Genomic DNA, 21,019 nt, shown 5'->3' on the forward strand with positions numbered 1-21,019 from the left:
GCTTCTGCCTGTCGGAGTCGTAAGGCGGCGTGGGCTCGGAAACGACCTGCGACGCGGACTGTTCGTGCCCAGGCTGCGAGGTTCCTTTCGCCGGTGTCGTCATACGGCGGGCATGCTGTTCGTGCCGCACCGTACTTTCGCACGCGGCCTGCCCGGCATGACGGCGGCCACGCCCTTCATCAGGACAAGGTCAGGCCTTCGAGTCGGAGGGGGCGGGTACGGCCGGCAGCGTGTCGAGGCCGGCGACCGCGGCGTTGAGGTGCTGTTGCACTGCTTCGGGCAGGGGCTGTCCGTCGATGGTGGCGAGCACGTCCCGGGCCAGGCGGTGAAGCTTTGTGTTGGTGTGCTGGGAGACCGCGACCAGGACGTTCCAGGCCTCTTCCGGGGTGAGGCGGAAGGAGGCCATCAGGACTCCTCGGGCGAGATCGATGATCGGGCGGGTCTGCATGGCCCGGCGCAGTTGGACGACTTCTGTGTGCAGGTCGTGCTCCGCGTCCTCGTCGGACTGTGTCTCCTGGGGCACAGGGGGGCGGTTCATGGTCGGCGATGTGTCCCGGTCGAGGGTGAACAGGGGCAGGGTGCGGGTGGCTGTCAGCACCCTCATCACGATGGGGCTGATCTTCCGGATGGTGATGGTCTTGCCGTCCTTCAGCGCATGCCGGCGCAGCCGCAGCAGGACGTTGAGTCCGGTGCAGTCACAGAACTCCACGCCGCTCAGATCGAGGTCGACGCCACTGTGCGATCGGCTGACAGCAGCCTGGAGGGCATGGTCCAGCAGCTGGTCGGTTTGGAGGTCGATCTCCCCGGACACCACCGCACGTATCCGCTCACCGTGCGGGTACGTCTCGACCAGCAGGCCGGGCAGCTCGGGCCGGGCCGGGCAGACCTGCTGGGCGCCAACGGCGCCTGGATCTCTGAGCTGCACGGTAGGTGCTTGTTCGGACATGGCTGCCGCTCCTGAAGCACGTCTCCGCTCCTTCCTGTCTCAGCTTCGGCTTCCCGCATGTCACCCGTCAAGTCTTACATGAAATAACTTTCACCTTTTTGTTTACGTGAATGCCAGGCCCTATCCTCGGGTGCATGGGTGCAGTGCCGGAGACACACACAGGCTGGACGTTCCTGACCAATCACGCCCGCGTGCTGGCTGCGATCGCCGACGATCCCAACACGCGCATCCGCGATCTCGCGGCGCACTGCAGGCTCACCGAGCGTGCCGTCCAGAAGATCATCTCCGACCTGGAGCAGGACGGGTACCTCTCCCACACCCGGCAGGGACGCTCCAACGCCTACCGCATCGAAAAGGGGGCCACCCTCAGGCATCCCGCGGAGGTCGAAGCCGGTCTGACCGTGGCGGCTCTCCTGTCCGTCCTCGCCCGGCACGACGCCCAGCGCGGCAGGACCCGGCGGCCGCGGACGACGCCCGCACAGACACGGGGCGCCGAAGTCGACGAGTGACGGACTGCAGCCCAGACGACCTCAGGGCCGAAGAAAGCCGTTGTGGGACCACATGACGCTGCTCACGGTCCTCAGCTGGTCCCTCCACGGGCCGCCTTGAACGGCGCGTCATTGGGGGCATGCGCAGAACCGGAGCTGTGCCGGGACATCTCGCGGGACAGGGCCCTTGGCGTGGCCGGAGGCGTCGGTGTCGCAGATCCACTGGGGGAGTGGCGGCGGGACGACGAGCAGGAGTGGGGCGGTGAACCGGACGGCGCCACAGGCCTTGCCCGGGCCGGAGCCGAGTTCCTGCGGCGGATCCCGGAGCGGTCCCACCGCTTCGGAGATCCTTTCGTCGGGAGTTCTTCGAGGAGAGTGCGGGGATCGGGCCGTCGAGACCATCCTGTGCGTCGTCTTCGTGAGTGGGGTGCGGACCCGATGGCCGCGGTGGTCGGCTCGAGGAGCCTCGGGCAGGGACGGGGTACTGGGGCCAGGACGTCGGCAGCCTTGTTCAGGCAGCGATGGGTGCTCCCGGTGCCTGTGCCGGTCCACCGGTGGCGTGACGGGCTCGCGCCGCTGCCCGGTGCCGTGCAGCGGCGCGAGGACATGTTCGTGCGTGGGCTATCGGTCCGTTCCGAAGTAGCGGTCTCCGAAGTCGCCGATGCCGGGCACCATGTAGGCGTTCTCGTTGAGCCTCTCCTCGATTGCGGAGGTCACGATCCGCACCCGGCCGAAGCGCTCGCACACTGCCGTGATGCCTTCCGGCACGGTGATGAAGTTGACGAAGACGATGTGCTCCTCGGGCACGCCGAGTTCGAGCAGCAGCTCGATGGCGGCCACCGCCGTGCCGCCGGTCGCCAGCATCGGGTCGAGCAGGAGGACGTGGCGGTCGGCGATGTCGTCGGGGAGCGCCTGGTAGTACAGGTGCGGTCGCTTGGTCGTTTTGTTCCGCTGAATGAGGATTTTGCCGATCCTGATCCCCGGGATCACCGCGCGCAGTTCGCTCTCCATGCTCTCCCCGGCACGCACGATGGGCACTGCGAGCAGCCCGTCGGTGAAGCGCAGCCCGTGGTACGTGCTGCCGACGGGAGTCCGGACGTCGTACGGCTCGAAGGGCAGGAGGTCGAGGGCGGCCTCGGTCAGGAGGCGGATGATCCGGCCGGCGTGGAAGACGAAGTCCTGACGGCTGGCTTCACGGTTGCGGATGACGGTGTGCAGGGCGCGCAGCTGGTTCGTCTGGGGCAGCAGGTGGACGTTGCGGCCGAGGTACTGCTCGATGGAGGCGACGGGCGCGGGGCCGGTCCACGCGGTCACGTCGGTGGTCTGCTGGAGTGCGCTGGTCATCTGTGGTCCTTGCGTGGGGAGGGTGGTCAGTCGGCCGGCGGCTGTTCGAAGGTGGGCGGAAGCTCCGGGGTCGCGGTGAACTGGCCCGCGGCGACCCGGTAGATCGACCTGCCGCCCGTGCGTTGCCACAGCTCGCGCATCACGTGGACGAGCTTGGGGTTGTGCTCTTCCTCCTCCTCGACGGCCCTGGCGATGTGCCAGTCCCATTCGCGGGCCCAGCGGGGGTCGGAGACGTCGTCCGTCGCGGTGTCGAAGAGGTCGTCGAGCGCGGTCAGCTTTCCGGGGCGTGAGAAGTGTCCGCGGGAGAACAGCACGCCCAGGATGCCGGTCCAGTAGACCTTGACCACGTCGGGGCGCTGGGCGGCGGGGAGGGCGTCCGAGATGGCCCGCATCGCGTGCAGTGCGGTGATGAGGTGCAGGAGCAGGAAGTCCCCTGGTTCCGCCAGATACAGCAGGGTGACCAGGTAGGCGAGCTGGTCCCAACTGTCAGCAGGGTCTTGTCCCTCGATCCAGCCGGGGGTGTCGTGGATCAGCGGGTGGCCCTCGCCGAGCACCCGGGCGATCCGGTACTGGAGTCCGGACCTGAGCAGCTCCGGGTGGATCTCGGGCGAGGTCTCGCCGACCAGGTTCTCCACCCATGCGCCGAGCTGCGGCTGGTTTGCCTCCCAGTGGCCGGCGATGCGCAGCAGCGACTCCTTCGGCTCTTCCGCGCCGTGTGCGCCCGAGGGGACTGAGCGCTCGGGGTGGCAACTCACAGAGGAGAAGGCCAGGTAGGAGATGCCCTCGATGGCCATCCACCGGTGGTGGGCGGCCAGTGCCCAGCCCAGGTGGATGGTCGCGTGCTGGAGCGCTCCGGCCCAGCCGGGGAGCAGGTGCGGCAGGTAGCGGCGCAGCAGTTCGGGCATCCCGAGCTCCCGCTCGCGCCGGTCGAAGAACTCGCAGTAGGCGGCCCAGTCCTGGCGCCTGCCGACGAGTTGGAGCCAGTTGTCGTCGTCGATGGTCCGCCCGGGCGCCCTGGCCGGTTCGACCGCGCAGCCGTACGGCGTCATCCTGATGTAGTTGTCGTGATAGTCCTTGATCCGCTCCGGCGCGACGCCGAGGCCGGCGAGCGCGACGACGGCGTGTTTGACGTGGTTGGTCAGGTGACCGTTGAACTCGATGTGGTACGTGCGGTCGTTCAGCAGCCGGTCGACCACGTCGCTGTCGGGCAGCGTGCCGGTGATGTACGCCACGACCTCGGGGAAGGTCTCGGCCGTGTACGACGGCCGGGCCGACGCGAGTTCCGCCCGCCCGTGCACTCCGTAGGTGACCGCGACCGATCTGGTCCCGGCCGCGTGCGCCATCTTCAGGTCGTGGGTGGTGTCACCGACCATCACGGCGTGCTCGGGGCGGGCGCCCAGCTGTTGGAGGATGCGCAGCCCCGACTCGGGGTGCGGCTTGGGGTGGGTGACGTCGTCCGCGCCGATCAGCACGGCGAAGTGGTCACGCAGTCCGGCCGCGGTGAGCAGGGCGTCGGCGCTGGCGTGGAACTTGCTCGTGGCCACCGTCAACGTCAGGCCGTGGCGCCGCAGTTCGGCCAGTCCCTCGGCGACGCCGGGGAAGACCAGCGAGCGGGCGCGGGGCAGGATGACGGTGCGGAACGCCTCCTGGTAGCGCGCGATGCCGTCGGCGACGCGGGGGTCGTCCTGCGGGACGCCCAGCAGCTTGGCGAACGCCTGCTCCAGTGGGAGGCCGATGGTGGCCCGGACGTCCGCCTCGTCCCGGGGGCTCTCGCCGAGCGCCTCGAAGGCCGCGGCGAAGGTCTCGACGATCGCGCGCGGGGAGTCGACGAGCGTCCCGTCCAGGTCGAACATCGCCACGTGTGTCACAGCTGCCTCTTCCCTCTCCGTTTCCCTGGCGGTGCTCACGGCGTCTCCTCGCGTCGGAGCCGGGCGTGGGCGGCGGCGAGCCGGCCGCCGACCTCGGCGGTGTTGATGAGGACGGCCATGTTGGCCGTGGCGGAGCGGCCCTCGGTGGCGCGGTCCACGGCGCGCATGACGTACTTCGTCACGGCGCCGCCCCGCACCCCGTCGGCCTCGGCACCGCGCAGCGCCGCGGCGATGGCTTCCTCGATGTCGTCCCCGTCGATGGCGTCCTCCTCGCGGGTGGGGCTGGTGATGAGGACACCGCCGGGGTTGCCCAGGGCCCAGTGGGTGTCCACGGCCCTGGCGATCTGAGTTTCGTCGTCCAGCCGGTGCGGGGCGCGCAGCCCGCTGGAACGGCAGTAGAAGGCTGGGAAGTCGTCGAAGCCGTAGGAGATGACGGGAACGCAGTGGGTCTCCAGGAACTCCATGGTCAGGCGGAGGTCGAGGATCTTCTTCGCGCCGGCGCAGACCACCGCCACCTTGGAGCGGGTGAACTGAATCAGATCCGAGGAGATGTCCATGGTGGTCTCGGCGCCGCGGTGGACGCCGCCGATGCCGGCGGAGGAGAAGAAGGTGATGCCGGCGAGTTCCGCCGCCACCAGCGAGGAGGCGACGGTGCTGGCGCCCGTGCCGCCGGAAGCGAGGACGGCCGGCAGGTCCCTGCTGCTGACCTTGGGGATGCCGGGGGTCGAGGCGAAGCGCTCGATGTCCGTGTCGGTCATCCCGATCAGGATCCGGCCGTCGTCGATGCCGATGGTGGCGGGTACCGCGCCGCCGGCCCTTACGGCTTCCTCCACCTTGCGGGCGGTGGCCGCGTTGTCCGGGTAAGGGAGTCCGTGGGTGATGACGTTCGACTCCAGGGCCACCACCGGCTCGCCGTCGGCGAGGGCCGCGGCCACCTCATCCGTGAAGACCAGGGGGACGGAATGCGGGCCGGGTGTTCGTGTGGTCATGGGTTTCCTTCCAGGAACCGGGGTGCGGCGGTCAGTAGTTGGGCGTCTTGCGGAGCAGGTCCTGGCGGCGGACGATCTCGGGCTCGTAGACCCGCTCGTGCCAGGCCTCCTGCTCGACCGGCTCGATGGCGATGGAGACGACGTCCTCCTTGCATCCGAAGGCGTTGCTCACCGCGGAGGTGAGTGCGGCGAGGAGTTCCTTCTCCTGTGCCTCGCTGAGGGCGACGGGGAAGTGCTTGATGTTGATGTGGGGCACTCCGGCCTCCTGGGAGATGACGCGGGACAGGGACACCTGGCCCGGAAACGGTGACCCGGCAGCGGTGCGCAGCCGGTCGTTGACCAGCGCGGCGAGTTCGGTGACGTGCGGCTCGCGCAGCAGTTCGTAGTGGCCGGACGGCAGTTGGTGGACAGACGGCGGCCGGACGGAGAAGGCGTCCTGGTGCTCGATGAAGGAGTAGTTGTCGTCGTTGGCCTTGACGAGGGTCACGGGGGCGTTCAGACGTCGTCCGGTCAGCTCGTGGAACTCGTACGTCGGGGAGTAGGTGCGCTTGACTATGCCGGTGACGGCCTGGACCAGTTCCGTGCCGAGGCCGGGAAAGCGGCTGGTGACGAAGTCGACGAAGCTGTCCTCGTCGGTGACGGTGCGCAGGCAGTCGTCCAGTTGCGGGCCGCTGAGGGTCCCGGCGAAGACGGAGTGGAGGAGGGCGACGAAGGCCCGGTCGGCGAAGTCCGCCCGGCCCGTCGGGCCGGCCGTGTCCTCCTCGCGCAGGCGCGGCATGCCCGGGGCGATGAGGAAGAGGTGTTCCACCCGCTGGCCGGCCTGCTCCAGCTGTCGGGCCGCCTCGAAGGCGACCCGGGCGCCGAACGAATAGCCGCACAGGATGTAGGGGCCTTCGGGCTGTGCGCTGCGGATGGCCTCGACGTCCGCCGTCGCCATCTCGCGGACCGTGGCGTAGGGGTCCTCGCCGCGGTTGATGCCGTGTGCCTGGATGCCGTGGACGGGCCGGTCCTTGCCCAGGGCGGCGGCCAGCGGGCGCAGGTTCATGGGGTAGCCGCCGAGGCCGGGCCAGCAGTGGATCGGCGTGCCGGTGCCCTCCGGCTGGAGCGGGACGAGCCGGGTGAGGGGCCCTGACGGCTCGGCGTCCAGCCGGGCGGCGAGCTTCTCGACGGTAGGGGCGTCGAACAGCACCTGGAGAGGAACCGTTCCTTCGAACGCCTTGTTCATCCGGTTGACGAGCGCCACGGCGAGCAGGGAGTTGCCGCCCAGCTCGAAGAAGTCGTCCCTGACAGAGATCTGCTCCTGCTTGAGGACGGTCTGCCAGAGATCGCGGACGCGACGCTCGACGCGGGTGCGGGGGGCGATGAACGTCCGTGCGGCCAGTGCGAGGTCGGCTTGCTGCGAGGCCTCCAGGGCCTTGCTGTCGATCTTCCCGTTGGCGGTCAGGGGCAGCCTGTCCAGGACGACGATCCGGTTGGGCAGCATGTAGCGGGGCAGCAGTCCGGCGAGGTCTTCCTTGATCAGCTCGGCCGGTCCCTGCATATGGACCACGTCCTCCTTCATGTCCTCGCCGCGCAGCTGCTCGTCGCTGACGCGCCCGCCGACGAAGAAGTACGACGGTCCCGTGGGCAGTCCGCAGTCGGTGAGGATCCTGTTCAGCCGCTTGGCCGCGGGCAGGTCGTTGCCGCTCTTGGAGCTGTAGCCCGAGGACATGAAGCCGAGGTTCAGGCCGTTCATCTGCAGGCGCTGCAGCTTGCGGCCCAGGTCGAGGTAGTGCCGCCAGGAGTCCGGGCCGGTGGCGACCAGGCTGATGCCGAGGCCCGCCCGCTCGTAGACCCGCTGGTTGATGGCGATGACGTGCTTCTTGAGCACCAAGTCGTCCGAGATGCGCACCAGGGAGCCGTCGGCGTACCGGTACTGCCCGGCCCGCAGGCCGTCGACCCGGCCCGCGTGCGCCTGGACGTAGATGTCCAACTCGTCGGCGCTCTCGTTCGCGTCGTACGGTACGAGATCGATCGTGCCCAAGTAGTGGTCTTCCTCGGCGCCCTCGAGTCGGTGCAGGACCGCGGGCCGGTACTCGGCGGCGATACCGAGGCCGTAGTCGGGGAGCACCTCCTCGAACAGGCCGACCATGTGCCCGGCCTCGATCTCCAGGACCTCCCGGATGTTGTTGCGGTAGACCGGCTCGATCGCGCTGTGCTTGCCGAGCAGGTGGATACTCGCCCGGGGGCCGGACTGCCGGGGGGTGGGGCCGATCAGCACCAGGTGGTGGTGGAGCGGGTGGTAGTAGTACAGGCCCGGGCCGATGCCGCCGATGCCGTCGAGTTCGAGGTACAGCTGGGTGGCGTAGAGAGAGCCGGGCGAGGCGTAGGCGTACTTGGGCAGCAGCCGCTGGTCGCTGAGGTACTGGCCGAAGTTCCGCAGGATCCCGCCGAGTTCGGCCCGGCTCAGGCTCCCCGGGTTGCGCGGGGCGACGCCCGGCCGGCCGGGCGGGGCCAGCAGGCGCAGGATGTCCTCCCGGCTCACCTGTCCGCCCTCGTAGAAGCGGTACGTCTTGCGGGCGAAGGCCCGGGCCCGCTGCTCGGGTGTGGCCTCGGCGCCGGGGAGTGCGGTCACCGAGCGGCCGGCCAGGTCCGCGGCGTCACGGCAGCCCGCGTGAGACAGCTGGGCCCTGACCTGGAGCCTGCTGCGCTTGGACTGGTGGTGGGCGCCGTGGTTGCCCTGGTCCATCAGGGCGGCTTCCTTGGGGTTCAGCTCCACGAAGGCGACCAGGTTCTGGAAGCCGGTGGCCTCGTCGTCCCTGAGCAGGACGGCCGAGCTGCGGACCCAGTCGTGCGTCTCGATCGCCTGGCGTATCTCGTCCAGCTCGACCCGGTAGCCGCGCAGCTTGACCTGGTTGTCCGTCCGCCCGACGAACTGCACCGTGCCGTCGGCGTTGAAGTGGGCGAGGTCGCCGGTGCGGTACAGGCGGGCGCCGGGGACGGACGAGAAGGTGTCCTGCACGAACCTCTCGGCCGTGAGGTCGGGGCGGCCGAGGTAGCCGCGGGCCACCTGGATGCCGCCGATGTGCAGTTCGCCGACCTCGCCGACCGTCGCCTCCCGTCCGGCCGAGTCCAGGACGTGGAAGGTGGTGCCGCTGACCGGCGTGCCGATCGGCATGACCCGGGGGCCGTCCTCCACCGCGGTACGGTCCACGACGAAGGCGGAGGCGTTGATGGTGCACTCGGTCGGGCCGTAGAGGTTGACGAGCGAGCAGTCCGGCATGGTGTCGAGGAACTGAGCGGCGAGGCTGCGGGACAGCGCCTCGCCCCCGCTGAATACCTGGCGCAGCGAGCCGCACCCGGCGAGGGTCTCGGTGTCGAGGAGTGCCTGCAGGAGCGTGGGGACGCACTGGAGGGTGGTCACACCGTGCCGTTGGATGGTGGCCACGATCGCCTCGGGGTCCCGGTAGATTCCGGGGGCACCCATCACCACGGTGCTGCCGCAGGCGGGGGCGAGGATCTCCCACTGGGCGGCGTCGAAACTCAGGGGGGTCTTCTGGAGGATCGTCCTTCCGCCGTCGATTCCGCAGGCTTCCGTCAGCCAGCGCATCTGGCTGACGATGCTACGGTGCTCGATCATCACCCCCTTCGGTTTTCCGGTGCTGCCGGACGTGTAGATGACGTACGCGAGGTCTTCTGGACGGGCGGCTTGGCAGGATTCCAAACCTGCTGACGAAATTTCCTCGTCGGCACTCTCCACCGAATGGAAAACTTCATCCGAAGTGATGGTGCGGACTCCGGCCGGCGACAGTTCCTGGAGGCGGGAACGCAAGAATTCCTGGGTAAGGACGACTTCCACCCCCGCGTCCGCCATCATGTACGCGATCCGCTCCTCGGGGTATTCCGGGGAGAGCGGGACATACGAACCGCCGGCCCAGAGGATTCCCCAGACGTTCGTCATCAGCTCCAGCGAGGGTTCCATGAACACGCCGACACGGCTGCCTCTGGTCACTCCGGCGCGCCTCAGGCGGGCTCCCAGTAAGCGGCTGTGGTCCAGCAGTTGGGCGAACGTCAGGCTCTGGTCCTCGTGGACCACGGCGGTCCGATGTGGTGCGGCACTCGCCTGTTCGGCGAGCAGCGCGGTCAGGCAGACGTCACCACGTTGAGTATGGGGAATCACGTGGGGGCTCATGGACCTCTCTTTTCCGCAGTAGCGGGCATTTCCCGGGAACTCGCGCACTTGTGGTGCCCTGAGCTCATCGCTGATGGAAGGCTAGGACGAATTTTCCGGCCAGGTCAATAAATTCTGTGCGCGTTCGCGGAAATTGACCCCGACTTCTTCGGGAATTCACCGCGCGAGCGCGGCTGTTAATTCCGGGCATGGCGAAGCAAATTCACGCCCTCTGCATGGCAGGGCGGGAAACAAGGGAACAATTATTTCGGTCCCTTGACGGAGGTCGAGCCGGTGTGAAATTCGCTGTGGCGACGAGAGCTGCTCAGCCGATCTGGCGGTTGCGGCCGGCGAGCAGACCGGCTCCGATCTGCATCAGGGTCATCACCAGGATGAAGGCCAGGGGCGCACGCCAGCCGCCCGTGTGGCCGTAGAGGACGCCGACGACGAGGGGGCCGGGAATCGAGAGCAGGTAGCCGAAGCTCTGCACGAACCCGGAGAGCCGGACGACGGTGGCGCTGTCGCGGCCGCGCATGCTGATCATCGTCAGGGCCAGTGGGAAGGAACAGTTGGCCACGCCGAGCAGGAACGCCCACAGCCAGGGCGTGGTGGAGGCGGAGGCCCACAGCCCCGCGAATCCAGCCAGGCCGCACAGGCCGATTCCCGCCGCGATCCCGCTCTGGCTGCGCAGCTTTCCGGCCGCGGCCGACAGGGCGAAGGACAGCGGTACGCCGAGGAGCGAGGTGCCGGAGAACAACAGGCCGGCACTCTGTGCGGACAGTCCGGCATCGCGGAACATCTGTGGCAGCCAGCCGATGATGACGTAGGCGGAACTCGCCTGCAGCCCGAAGTAGGCGGTGAGCGCCCAGGCGGTGGGGTCGCGGGAGATCCGGCTTCGCGGATGTGTCTGCGATTCGCCTCCGTCGTCCGCCGCACCTGCCGCCGCCCGTCCCTGGAGGCGGGCGGCGGCGAGCCAGGGCGGAACGGCGATCGCGGCCAGGATGGCCCAGACCCCCAGGCCGTATCGCCAGTCGTGGCCGAAAGCCTCGGTCAGGGGCACGGTGACGGCGGCAGCGGTCGAGGCGCCGACGTTCAGTGCCATGGAGTACAGCCCCGTCACCGCGCCCACCCGGTCGGGGAAGCGATGCTTGACAACGGCCGGGAGCAGCACGTTCGCGATGGCGATGCCGGCCAGTGACAGGGCGGTCAGCGCGACGAACAGGGCGGCGTCGGTGGCGAACGGACGTGTCACGAGCCCGGCCGTCACCAACGCGGCACCGGCCGCGATCGCGCCGCTCGCGCCGTACCGCCGGGCGAGGGCGGGAGCCGTGGAGCCGACCAGGGCGAAGCACACGGCCGGGATGGACGTCAGCAGCCCGGCGACCGTGCCGCTCATGGCAAGGCTGTGACGGACCTCTTCGAGGACGGGCCCAAGGCTGGTGACGCCCGGGCGCAGGTTCAGCGCCGCGATCACAAGCGCCACGAGCGTCAGTCTGCGCACCCGCTGTGAGCGGTCGGGGTACGCCGCCGGGCCGGTGCGTAAGACGGTGTTCTTGAGCTCTTCCTTCGTCACACGGCAGATCATAGACTCATCCCATGACTCTAGGTCTAGTGATTCATACAACTTTCATGCAGGCTCATATGATGATGGGATGACTATGGATCCCGTTCGCCGTGAACCACTGTCAAACCAGGTGATTGCCCGCCTCCGACGGCAGATCACCTCCGGCACCTGGCCCGTGGGCTCGCGCATCCCCACCGAGACGGAGCTCGTCGAGCAGCTCGGTGTGGCGCGCAACACGGTGCGCGAGGCGGTGCGGGCCCTGGCCCATACGGGCCTGCTGGACATCCGCCACGGCTCCGGGTCGTATGTCCGAGCGACCAGCGAACTGGCCGGAATGATGCGGACCCGTTTCGAGAAGGCGCACACGGACGACATCGCCGAAGTGCGCGGCGCCCTGGAAGTCCGCGCGGCCCGCCTGGCCTGCGCACGCCGCACGCTGGAGGACCTGGAGCGGCTGGACGCCCTGCTGACCCAACGGGACAAGGCCTGGTCGGACGGGGACCGGGTCGCTTTCGTCAACTCGGACGTGGCCTTTCACCTGGCTGTCGTCGCCGCGTCCCACAACACGGTCCTGGCCCAGTTGCACGCGGACCTGGGCGAAGTGATCCGGGCCTCGCTCCTGGACCACTTCGGTGAGGAACTACGCCCCGAGCAGTTCCAGGACCACTCACGCCTCGTCGAGGCCCTCCGTGACCGCGACAGCGACAGGGCGGCCTACGAATCCGGGTCCTATATGGGCTGCGCTCCCACCCAGGGTGACGACTGACCGGTTCCTGCCTGGTCCGGGCCTGCGCCCCGGGCTCGTCGGCCGCGGCCTCATCACGCTCGGCAACAGCCGACCACGCCACACCGTGTGCTCGGTCACCCCCAACGGCTCTGCCATCAACCGCACATGGCAGGCCGTCAGCTTCTGCTCACGCCGCAAGACCAGCAGTCGGCGCACCGCAGGTCCCCGCAACGAGACGAGAGGCGAGCTGTTCGACGAGCGTGGCCTGTTCGGTGGGGCCGATGCCGGGCGACTGCCTCACCGGTCCGAGCCCCGTGTGCGGGCCGCGATTCGCCACTTGCTGTGGAGGTGCGACCCGCACATGGATCTCACCGAACTCATCCGTCCGTCAGGGTGTTGAGGAGGGCAGCGTGAGGGGTGCGGGAGCCCGGGTCGGAGTCGGTGCGCTCCCTTACGACGGGGAGACGACGGGGAGACAGTTGGATCCCACGCGGCGCCAGTGACGGTCGGTCGGCGTATCCGCTCGTCGGTGAGCGTGTCGCCGAGGGGGCCGTGTCGTCACCGAGCCGAGCCCTGGCGCGGGACGAAGTGGGCGGTTCCTTGGAATGCATCTGCGGGGATGGGCAACTAATATGGACATATTCCCGTCACGGGCTGGAATAAGGGCGGAGGCTCTGCCGGCCGCCCCGCAGCGCGAGCGCACAGCGGCGCTCTTCAGCGCCGCGTGCTCGTCACCCTGCGCTTCTCGGATTTCCCAGGGAGCATTCCCATGGCTGGTCAAATCGCCTCAATCGTCCTTGAGCCCGAGGCGCAGGAGCTCGCCGACGCAACCTCGCAACATCCGTTCCTGTACGAGCTGGATCCGACCGCAGCGCGCAAGGTGCTCGACGACCTCCAGGCCGCGCCGGTCGACAAGCTGCCGGTCGACGAGGAGTGGGTCACGGTTCCGGCAGCCGTGGGCGATGTACGGGTACGCATCGTCAAGCCGCAGGGCGCCATCGGAACGCTGCCTGTCGTGTTGTACATGCACGGCGGTGGCTGGGTGCTCGGCAATGCCGGTACTCACGACCGCCTGGTGCGCGAGTTGGCGGTCGGCGCCCGTGCGGCAGTGGCCTTCGTGGAGTACACACCGTCTCCCGAGGCGCACTACCCTGTGGCCATCGAGCAGGGCTACGCCACCGCGCAGTGGATCGTCCGCGAGGGGGCGTCCAAGGGGTTGGATGCACAGCGCATGGCAGTGGCGGGGGAATCGGTCGGCGGGAACATGACCGCCGCACTCGCCCTCATGGCCAAGGAGCGCGGTGACCTCAAGTTCGTACAGCAGTCGATGTACTACCCGGTCACGGATGCCGCCATGAACACCGATTCCTACGACCAGTTCGCCACCGGCTACTACCTGAGCCGCGAGCTGATGGAATGGTTCTGGGACGCCTACACGACCGACCCGAACCAACGCGCCGAGATCACCGCGTCTCCCAACCACGCCACCATCGAGCAGCTTTCCGGCCTGCCGCCCGCTCTGCTGATCGTCGACGAGGCCGACGTGCTGCGCGACGAGGGCGAGGCGTACGCCGCCAAGCTCCGAGCAGCCGGCGTTCCGGTGACCACGGTGCGCTACGACGGCACGGTCCACGACTTCATGATGCTCAACTCGCTGAGTCGGTCCAAAGCCGCACGCGGAGCCATCGACCAGGCAACCGCGTTCCTGCGCAACGCCCTCGGAACCGCGTAGTGCTGGATGCCTCAAACGGTGTACACATATCGGCGTCGTAGCAGGCGGGTTGGTGGTGCGGGTCTTCCCCGTACCCAGGGTCGTGCTCGGGCGTTGAGCCGGGATGTTGCGAGGCGTGTGGCATGTTCGATCTCGGGTGGTCCGCCGCATGCCCCTGAACAGGCCCGGCAGGAAGCCCTGACGGACTCCTGCCAGAGGTGTGGTGGTTCCGGGCGGGGATACCACGCGGGTTCCGCTGACGCATTTGCAGAGCGCCGGCCGCGGAGAGCCATCGTTCCAGGCGAGTGTGGCCGCGCGCCCGGTGGACGACACCCAGCACGCGTTCGACCGGGAGGAAGCCCATCACCCGCGAGTCGACGCTGAACTCCCGGTTGTCCCCCAGCACGAGCAGCGCGCCCGGCGGTACCCGGCCCGCCGTCGCGCCGGACAGGGCCGGGAACTCGTTGCGTGGCACGGGGTCCCTCGGGAGAGCCGCGACGCGCTTGATCATCCAGGTGCGCTTGCGCACCTCGGCCGGACCGTCGCGCCAGGAGACGGGCGGCCTCGGCCAACGCCCATCCGGACGGGGCTGTTCCACGACCACCGCCTGCCCCGGAAGGAGTGGCTGACCGCGCCGTGCCAGCAGGCGATCGCCGTCATGATAGGTCGGCTCCATGCTCGCGCCGAGCACGGTGACGCGGATGATGCTGCGCCGCAGCACGGCCCACGCGGCCCCCAGGCAGCACAGCCCGACGAGTGCCCTGCGGCCGTACCCAGTGGTCACGGTCGCCCCAGCGCGGGTGCGTCCACCGGCGTGGCCGTCTCCCGCGGCCCGTAGCCGTCGGCCTGCAGGGCGAAGAGGTGGGCGTACGCGCCGCCGGACGTGACGAGGGACCGGTGATCACCGTGCTCGATGACCTGGCCGTCCCCAAGGACGATGATCAAGTCCGCGTCGCGTACGGCGCTGAGCCGGTGCGATATGAGCAGGCTTGTGCGCCCGCTTCGATGCTGCCTGAGGCAGGAGTGGATCTCCTGCTCCGCCGCCGCGTCGAGCCCCGCGGAGGGTTCGTCGAGGATCACGAACTCGTGACGCTCGGGCAGGAGCGCCCGCGCGAGCGCGAGGCGCTGCCATTGCCCACCCGAGAGCGTCACGCCGTACTCTGCGGACCCGGCTTCGGAGGGCGTGGAGAAGGTTCGGGACAGCAGGGTGCGGTATCAAGAGCTGGCGGCCGACTGCTGCTGGAGCCGCCGCCTTGGGAACTGACTGACGATGAACGCCAGTTGCTGTCCACGGGCGCCGAGACGGCCCTGTGCCTTGTGACGAAGCACTGCCCGAAGGCCTCAAGAAGACGAGCTGGTCACGTGCCGCACGGCCAGCAGGGCCACGTCGTCGTCGTTGTCAGGTGGGCGCGCCCGTGCCAGCAACTGATCCGTGAAGGATTCCAGAGGGCGGTGGGCCAGGGATGCGGCATGCCGCCGCAGGCGGTTCAGGCCCTCGTCCAGGGTGTGACCGGGGGACTCGATCAGACCGTCGGTGTAGAGGATCAGGGTCGCTCCGGGCGGCAGCTCCGCCGTCGCGTCGGGACGGGCCTGTCCAGGCGCGACGCCCAGCAGGATCCCGTGGCCGTCGGTCAGGTAGCGGGCCACGCCCTCGCGGGTGACCAGCAGCGGAGGTGGATGGCCCGCGTTGGTCCAGGACAGCTCGCACTGGCCGGCGTCGTTCTCCGTCATGCGAGCGAAGATCAGCGTTGCCATGGAGACCTCCGTGATCTCCAGGGCCGCCCGGTCGAGCCGTTCCACGATCTTGCTCGGAGGCTTGTGCTGGGACAGGGCGTACGCGCGGAGCATGTTGCGCAGCTGGGCCATGCCGGCTGCCGCGTCCAGGTCGTGGCCGACGACGTCGCCGATGGCGAGGGCGGTGGCGCCGTCCGGCAAGGTGAACGCGTCGTACCAGTCGCCGCCGACCTGGGAGGCGTCCGGCGCGGGCTGGTAGCGGGCGGTCATGCCGCGGCCGGGTGTCCGCGGGAGCTTCGGCAGGAGATGGCGCTGCATGGTCTCGGCGACCTTGCGCTGGCGCTGGTAGAGGCGGGCGTTCTCCAAGGCGAGGCTGGCGCGGCGGGCGATGTCCTCCAGCAGGGCGGTGTCGGTCGCGGTGAACCGCTCGGGCTGGTCGGCGCGGCCGAGGGTGAGGGCCCCCAGTATGTCGTGCAGACTGCGAAGGGGGACCATGAATGCGGAGTGCATGCCGGTCGCCTCGAACAAGCGCCGCTGCTCCACCGCGATGCCGGAGTCGGGCGGGCCCTGATAGGTCTCGGGACCGGCGAGGGAGGACGCCACGCCGCGCAGGGCGCGGGACAGGGGCCGCGAGGAGTCCTGCGGCACTGGCGGCATGGGCCCCTGAAGATCCTCCCGGAACACCACGGTGTCGCCCTCGGCGTGGGCGACGGCGAAGCGCCATACTTCGTCCCGCTCGCTGATCAGGTCGATGACGGCCCAGTCGGCGAGGCGGGGCACGACGAGGTTGATCAGGTGGCGCAGCGCCTCGTTGATGTCCAGAGTCGAGGTGAGCAGGGTGGTCGTCTCGGCGAGGAGCGCGAGCCGTTCCAGTTCGGAGAGCCGTCCGCTGGCCGGTGGCCGCTGAGCGGGTGGCGCGGAGCGTCCAGCGGAGTGAAAGAGGACGAGCGTGGCTGACGGACGGATACCGATGTCGCAGGGAGTGGCCAGCCATGACACGGGCAGCAGCGTGCCGTCGCCGCGCTCGAGCCACTCGTCGCCACCCTGCTCCGTGCGCCCGCCGAGGATGCTCTCCAGCATCCGGCACTGAGCCCTCGGCACGTGTTCCCCGGAGCTGGTGCGGTGCAGCAGGTCGTGGGCGTTCTGGCCGACCAGACCAGAGGCGGGGCGCGCCAGGAGTCGTTCACCGCGCGTGTTGATGGCGACGATGGAGCCCTGCTCGTCCACCAGGTAAGCGCCCGTGCCGAGGGCCTCCAGTGCCCTGGCAACCGCCTCCTGAGGACCACCCGAGCCCATCATGGACTGCCTCCCGTCACCGGAGAACATGCCTCGGACTACCCCTGCTTCTTGGGTTCCCCCTGGGACACAGGTGATGCCGCGGCAAGAAGGAGCGCTGCAACGCCGGCCGCTCAGCTTGACCGGCGGGTGCGCGGCCTGGCAGGCACAGCGCACGTGCTCCGTCGCCCACGTGAACGCCGAGAGCAAGGGGCCGGACGTGGCCAGCGTTGACGATCTCTCGTAGGTCGTGCACCCGGGCCGCCGTGCCGGGTCCGGTCCGTCGCGCCCGCCAGGCGGTGAAGACCGGTTCGATCAAAGCCCGGCGGGTGTCGGACACGACACTGCGGTACGGACGACGAGAACTCACGCCCCATGCAACGACCGCCAACGCCGCCAAGCCTGACGCCTTTGCCGCGACGGTGCGCGAGTTGGCCCAGCAGGCGGCCTGACGCTCAGTCGCACCGCTGAAACGGAAGGGCCGGTGTTCCTCTGCTGCCAAGGACGGTGTCGTCGGCCTGAGGAGGACGGCCGCCCTGGAGTACGCCTCCCGGGGAGTACGAGTCAACGCCGTCGCCCCCCGGCTTCGTCGACACACCGTCGCTGAGCGGCCATGAGCGCTGCTGTCCGGCCGCGCGGCGTCTGCAGCAGCCTCCAGTTGGTCGACGGTGGCTACGCCGCGCGCGGTGAAGGCGCCCCGCCGAGCGCTTCCGGATGCCGGCGCTCACCAGGGCACGGGCGTTCCGTCCCAGGAGAACAAGCCACCGGTGGGACCGTCGTCCGGCAGCAGGGCCAGGCGGAGGGCACCCTGGGCGGCTTCGGCCGGGTCGCCGCCGGCAGCGGCGGCCCGTGGGTTGAGATCGGTGGCCCGCAGGCCGGGGGCGAGCGCGTTGACCTTGAAGCCGTCCTCGGCCAGCGTCTGGGCGTAGAGGACGGTGAGGGCGTTGAGGGCGGCCTTGGACGACCGGTAGGCGGCGGCACCACCGCTTCCCGGAGTGAACTGGGGGTTGGGGTTGGTGCTCCAGGTCAGTGATGCGGTGCCACTGGAGATGTTGACGATGCGCGGGTCCGGGGACCGGCGCAGGGCGGGCAGGAAGGCATTGGTCACCGCCACCACCCCGAACACGTTGGTCTCGTACGTGTGCCGGTACTCCTCGACGCCGGTGTCGGCCGGCGGGGCGAGTGACGGTGCGATGCCGGCGTTGTTGACCAGCACGTCCAGGCGGTCCACCCCAGCCGCGGCCTGTGCGATGCCGTCGGGATCCGTCACGTCGAGGATCAGCAGGCGGGCGCCGGCACCGATCTCCTCGACGGCCCGCTGTCCGCGCCCGGGGTCGCGGGCGCCCACGTACACCATGAGGCCTTCGGCAGCGAGCAGCCGGGCGATGTGCTTGCCGATACCCTTGTTGGCGCCGGTGACCAGAGCTGTGCGATCGTTCATGGCAACTACGGTTCCCTGGCTGTGGGCGCCCTGCCAGGGACAGCCTGTACCAGGCAGTGGCAGGAGGTGGCATGGCGCGGCAGGAGTTGGCCCGCTTCCTCCGGGACCGCCGGGCGGGCCTGCGGCCGCACGAGATCGGGCTGCCGGCGACGGGCACCGCTCGCCGTACGCCGGGCTTGCGCCGCGAGGAGGTGGCGGAGCTCGCCCATATGTCGGTCGACTACTACACGCGGCTGGAGCAGGCCCGGGGACCGCGGCCATCGGCCCGGATCCTGGACGCGCTGGCCCAGGCGCTGCGGCTCACGCCGGCCGAGCGCAGCCACCTGTTCCACCTGGCGGGCTCGAGCGCGCCGCCCGGCATCAGCGCCGTGCGGCGGGTACGCCCGCACGTGGCCCGGATGCTGGAGCGGCTCCCGGAGACCGGCGCCATCGTCACGGACGCGGCGTACGGCGTCGTCGCCTGGAACCCCCTGGCCCAGGCACTGCTCGGCGGCGACCTCGCAGGCGGGACGCGGAACCTGGCCCGGCGCCGCTTCCTGGGCCTGGGGCGGATGTACGAGAGCTCCAGCGCCGAGGAGTTCGGGCACATCGTGGTGGCGCGGCTGCGCCGGGCCGCCGACCGCTACCCGCATGACCTGCAGTTGACCGGCCTGCTGGCCGAACTGCACGCAGGCAGCGAGGAGTTCCGGCAGATCTGGCAGACGCGTCCCGTCCACGCTCCCGGGCACCGCACCAAGACCCTCGACCACCCGCAGGCCGGCACGCTGCGGTTGAACTGCGACGTCCTGCTCGTGCCCGAGGACGACCAGGAAGTCGTCCTGATCACGGCCGACCCCGGATCATCTGCCGCGCGGTCCCTGCACAGGCTGGCCAGTCAGGCGGCCTGAACCTGGTCCTCGGGGGGTGAGGACGCCAGGAGCGTGTCCGCAGCGGCGGACGAGAGGGCGCTTGCATCCGTTGGCCTCCTGAGGGTGCGGCGGCCGAGGGGCGAAAGGCATTCGTGGCCGAGTTCCGTGGCGCGGTGTCGCACTCACCGAAACTGTCCCGGCCGGTCGCAGACGTCGCCGAGATGATCGAAGCGGTCGAAGCGGAAGGCTGGCGGGTTGATCAGTTCACGGCTGTGCCCTACGACAACAACATGACGACCACGAGCCTGTTCCGCCGCTCAGACGGGGGGCGGCCCATCACTCCTCGGCCACGGGAGAAGGCCGCCCGTCGTCGAGGATGCCCAGCAGGCTGACGAAGCTGGCGTCGAGGAACACACGGAGTTCGTCCCGCGCTCCTGCCTCGTCCACCGGCCAGTTCGTCATCGCCTCTTCCGCGAAGGCCATCCACGCGCGCGTGGCGGTGCGCAGCCGCGGCGTGTCGGGCATCCCGAGGCGGAGCGCACCGTCCATCACGCGCCGGGCGACGGCCTCCCGGGTCTCGTTCACGATGTCCTCGACCGCGGGATGGCTGCCCGCGGCACCTCGCACCAGCGACAGGTACACCTGGCGGTGCCGAAGCACATACGCGACGAAACCGGAGATGAATTCCCGTCGCCAGGCCTCCGGTTCCAGCAGGCTGTCCGGTTCCACGGCCGTCATGAACCGTTCGCACTCCGTACGGACCACCGCGCGGTAGAAGTCCCGCTTGGAGTCGAAGTAGTGGAAGAGCAGTCCCCGGGAGATACCGGCCCGGCGTGCGACCTCGTCGGTGGACAGTTCGTCCAGGGAGCGTTCCGCGAGCATCTCCAGCCCGATGCCGACGAGCTGCTGTCTGCGCAGTTCGGGGCTGAGACGAGTGATGCGTTTGCCGGGCATGCACGCAGTCTATGAGCCCGCGCGACCGGAACGATCACGGACCCCGGTCGGTCCCCGCGAGGGCTGCGACAGCGCGGGCACCTGTGTTCGAGCACACCCCGACCCTTGTTGACAGTTGCTTAATAGAGGCCGTACAACGGTATTGAGCATTGCTCAACAAGTGTGCTCGAGCCCCTTGCCCGGGGCACTGAGGAGACCAGCGATGAACACCATGCGCGCCGCGCGCTTCGACCCTGCCACCCGTCGGCTCACCGTCCAGGACGTGCCGACACCCTCACCCGCACCGGGTCAGGCCCTGGTGAAGGTGGCCGCCTGCGGCATCTGCCACTCCGACCTCAGCCTGCTGAACGGCATCTTCCGCACCGAGCTGCCCACGATCACCCCCGGTCACGAGGCCGCGGGCACCGTCGCGCGGTTGGGCGGCCCTACTCCGGGCTGGGAGGTGGGAGACCGCGTCGTGCTGCACGCCGGACGGGCTTGTCGGACCTGTGCAGCCTGCGTCTCCGGAGCGGCACTCGACGACTGCGAACGCATCGAGATCATGGCGTTCGATTTCGACGGCGCCTGGGCGGAGTACGTGCTGGTGCCGGTGTCCACGCCCTATGCCGCGGTCGTCGACACCGCGGCCGTGCGCCCCGCCGAGACCGTCGGCGTCTGGGGTCTCGGCGGCATCGGCACGCACGCCGTGCAGACCGCCCGGATGGCCGGCGCCGCCCCGGTGATCGCGCTGGACCCTCTCCCCGCGGCCCGGCAGCGCGCCCTGGAGCTCGGCGCCGACCACGCGGTCGACCCGACCGCCGACGACGCCCTGGATCAGATTGCGCGGCTCACCGGCGGCCGCGGCCTCGACGTGGCGATCGACGCCGTCGGCCGGGGGATCAGCGTCACCCAGGCGGGCCGCGCGCTCGGCCACCGCGGCCGCCTCGTGATGGTCGGCATGTCCCAGGACCGGATCGAACTGGGCCCGATCACTCCCTTCG

General features: G+C 69.5%; 17 protein-coding genes and 1 pseudogene. 7 read left to right on the plus strand and 11 right to left on the minus strand.

Going from position 1 to position 21,019, the window contains the following annotated elements; genetic code table 11:
* Positions 1–190: 190 nt before the first annotated feature.
* Positions 191–946 (minus strand): ANTAR domain-containing protein, encoded by a 756-nt coding sequence (locus AAW14_RS05295; RefSeq protein WP_265560352.1) that lies wholly within the window; start codon positions 944–946, stop codon positions 191–193.
* 134 nt (positions 947–1,080) lie between these two features.
* Here AAW14_RS05295 and AAW14_RS05300 point away from each other — a divergent pair, with 134 nt between their 5' ends.
* Positions 1,081–1,455, plus strand: coding sequence for a helix-turn-helix transcriptional regulator (locus AAW14_RS05300; protein WP_265560354.1), 375 nt, complete (start codon positions 1,081–1,083; stop codon positions 1,453–1,455).
* A 600-nt stretch (positions 1,456–2,055) separates the two neighbouring features.
* Here the strand turns inward: AAW14_RS05300 and upp are convergent.
* From upp to AAW14_RS05325, 5 genes are all read right to left on the minus strand, one after another.
* Positions 2,056–2,778: a uracil phosphoribosyltransferase gene (gene upp / locus AAW14_RS05305; protein ID WP_265560356.1), complete on the minus strand. Its 723-nt coding sequence runs from the start codon at positions 2,776–2,778 to the stop codon at positions 2,056–2,058.
* Positions 2,779–2,804: 26 nt separating this feature from the next.
* Positions 2,805–4,685 (minus strand): HAD-IA family hydrolase, encoded by a 1,881-nt coding sequence (locus tag AAW14_RS05310; RefSeq protein WP_265560357.1) that lies wholly within the window; start codon positions 4,683–4,685, stop codon positions 2,805–2,807.
* Positions 4,682–5,635: a pseudouridine-5'-phosphate glycosidase gene (locus AAW14_RS05315; protein WP_265560359.1), complete on the minus strand. Its 954-nt coding sequence runs from the start codon at positions 5,633–5,635 to the stop codon at positions 4,682–4,684. The genes AAW14_RS05310 and AAW14_RS05315 overlap by 4 nt, the downstream gene beginning before the upstream one ends.
* Before the next feature lie 31 nt (positions 5,636–5,666).
* Complete coding sequence (locus AAW14_RS05320; protein WP_265560361.1) at positions 5,667–9,806, minus strand: amino acid adenylation domain-containing protein; 4,140 nt, start codon at positions 9,804–9,806, stop codon at positions 5,667–5,669.
* 304 nt (positions 9,807–10,110) lie between these two features.
* Positions 10,111–11,358, minus strand: a complete 1,248-nt coding sequence (locus AAW14_RS05325; protein WP_265560363.1) for a CynX/NimT family MFS transporter — start codon at positions 11,356–11,358, stop codon at positions 10,111–10,113.
* A gap of 79 nt (positions 11,359–11,437) precedes the next feature.
* On the opposite strand from AAW14_RS05325, the gene AAW14_RS05330 reads away from it, so the two are divergent.
* Together AAW14_RS05330 and AAW14_RS05335 are read left to right on the plus strand one after the other, a co-directional pair.
* Entirely contained in the window at positions 11,438–12,115 is a 678-nt protein-coding gene (locus tag AAW14_RS05330) for a FadR/GntR family transcriptional regulator (RefSeq protein ID WP_416223256.1), read from the plus strand.
* Between the two features lie 730 nt (positions 12,116–12,845).
* The gene (locus tag AAW14_RS05335; RefSeq protein ID WP_265560364.1) at positions 12,846–13,808 is read left to right on the plus strand and encodes an alpha/beta hydrolase; all 963 of its coding nucleotides are present in this window, start codon (positions 12,846–12,848) and stop codon (positions 13,806–13,808) included.
* Here AAW14_RS05335 and AAW14_RS05340 read toward each other — a convergent pair.
* The 3 genes from AAW14_RS05340 to AAW14_RS05350 form a co-directional block, all read right to left on the minus strand.
* The gene (locus AAW14_RS05340) at positions 13,723–14,571 is read right to left on the minus strand and encodes a S26 family signal peptidase (protein ID WP_265560367.1); all 849 of its coding nucleotides are present in this window, start codon (positions 14,569–14,571) and stop codon (positions 13,723–13,725) included. The genes AAW14_RS05335 and AAW14_RS05340 overlap by 86 nt on opposite strands.
* Complete coding sequence (locus AAW14_RS05345; RefSeq protein WP_322741011.1) at positions 14,568–14,939, minus strand: ATP-binding cassette domain-containing protein; 372 nt, start codon at positions 14,937–14,939, stop codon at positions 14,568–14,570. Before AAW14_RS05345 ends, AAW14_RS05340 begins: the two co-directional genes overlap by 4 nt.
* Before the next feature lie 189 nt (positions 14,940–15,128).
* The gene (locus AAW14_RS05350) at positions 15,129–16,820 is read right to left on the minus strand and encodes a SpoIIE family protein phosphatase (RefSeq protein ID WP_265560369.1); all 1,692 of its coding nucleotides are present in this window, start codon (positions 16,818–16,820) and stop codon (positions 15,129–15,131) included.
* A gap of 242 nt (positions 16,821–17,062) precedes the next feature.
* Here AAW14_RS05350 and AAW14_RS05355 point away from each other — a divergent pair, with 242 nt between their 5' ends.
* Entirely contained in the window at positions 17,063–17,248 is a 186-nt protein-coding gene (locus tag AAW14_RS05355) for a hypothetical protein (protein ID WP_265560371.1), read from the plus strand.
* A gap of 42 nt (positions 17,249–17,290) precedes the next feature.
* A pseudogene (locus tag AAW14_RS05360) lies at positions 17,291–17,402 on the plus strand (SDR family oxidoreductase); the annotation flags it as partial.
* A 118-nt stretch (positions 17,403–17,520) separates the two neighbouring features.
* Here the strand turns inward: AAW14_RS05360 and AAW14_RS05365 are convergent.
* Positions 17,521–18,237, minus strand: coding sequence for an SDR family oxidoreductase (locus AAW14_RS05365; RefSeq protein ID WP_265560373.1), 717 nt, complete (start codon positions 18,235–18,237; stop codon positions 17,521–17,523).
* Between the two features lie 71 nt (positions 18,238–18,308).
* Between AAW14_RS05365 and AAW14_RS05370 the strand changes: the two genes are divergently transcribed.
* Positions 18,309–19,124 (plus strand): helix-turn-helix transcriptional regulator, encoded by an 816-nt coding sequence (locus AAW14_RS05370; protein ID WP_265560375.1) that lies wholly within the window; start codon positions 18,309–18,311, stop codon positions 19,122–19,124.
* A gap of 297 nt (positions 19,125–19,421) precedes the next feature.
* Here AAW14_RS05370 and AAW14_RS05375 read toward each other — a convergent pair whose 3' ends face one another.
* A complete protein-coding gene (locus AAW14_RS05375; protein WP_265560377.1) occupies positions 19,422–20,039 on the minus strand; it encodes a TetR/AcrR family transcriptional regulator in 618 nt (205 codons plus the stop codon).
* A gap of 202 nt (positions 20,040–20,241) precedes the next feature.
* On the opposite strand from AAW14_RS05375, the gene AAW14_RS05380 reads away from it, so the two are divergent.
* The coding region (locus AAW14_RS05380; RefSeq protein ID WP_265560379.1) for an alcohol dehydrogenase catalytic domain-containing protein at positions 20,242–21,019 on the plus strand (778 nt) is incomplete at its 3' end.

The organism is Streptomyces hygroscopicus (assembly GCF_026168105.1).
Lineage (GTDB): Bacteria > Actinomycetota > Actinomycetes > Streptomycetales > Streptomycetaceae > Streptomyces > Streptomyces hygroscopicus_D.

What these genes read in the sequence shown, in the direction of transcription:
- AAW14_RS05375 (WP_265560377.1), bottom strand. Translation starts at nt 20,039, where the DNA reads ATGCCCGGCAAACGCATCACTCGTCTCAGCCCCGAACTGCGCAGACAG.
- AAW14_RS05370 (WP_265560375.1), top strand. Translation starts at nt 18,309, where the DNA reads ATGGCGCGGCAGGAGTTGGCCCGCTTCCTCCGGGACCGCCGGGCGGGC.
- AAW14_RS05320 (WP_265560361.1), bottom strand. Translation starts at nt 9,806, where the DNA reads ATGAGCCCCCACGTGATTCCCCATACTCAACGTGGTGACGTCTGCCTG.
- AAW14_RS05350 (WP_265560369.1), bottom strand. Translation starts at nt 16,820, where the DNA reads ATGATGGGCTCGGGTGGTCCTCAGGAGGCGGTTGCCAGGGCACTGGAG.
- AAW14_RS05315 (WP_265560359.1), bottom strand. Translation starts at nt 5,635, where the DNA reads ATGACCACACGAACACCCGGCCCGCATTCCGTCCCCCTGGTCTTCACG.
- AAW14_RS05365 (WP_265560373.1), bottom strand. Translation starts at nt 18,237, where the DNA reads ATGAACGATCGCACAGCTCTGGTCACCGGCGCCAACAAGGGTATCGGC.
- AAW14_RS05295 (WP_265560352.1), bottom strand. Translation starts at nt 946, where the DNA reads ATGTCCGAACAAGCACCTACCGTGCAGCTCAGAGATCCAGGCGCCGTT.
- AAW14_RS05300 (WP_265560354.1), top strand. Translation starts at nt 1,081, where the DNA reads ATGGGTGCAGTGCCGGAGACACACACAGGCTGGACGTTCCTGACCAAT.
- AAW14_RS05330 (WP_416223256.1), top strand. Translation starts at nt 11,438, where the DNA reads ATGACTATGGATCCCGTTCGCCGTGAACCACTGTCAAACCAGGTGATT.
- upp (WP_265560356.1), bottom strand. Translation starts at nt 2,778, where the DNA reads ATGACCAGCGCACTCCAGCAGACCACCGACGTGACCGCGTGGACCGGC.
- AAW14_RS05335 (WP_265560364.1), top strand. Translation starts at nt 12,846, where the DNA reads ATGGCTGGTCAAATCGCCTCAATCGTCCTTGAGCCCGAGGCGCAGGAG.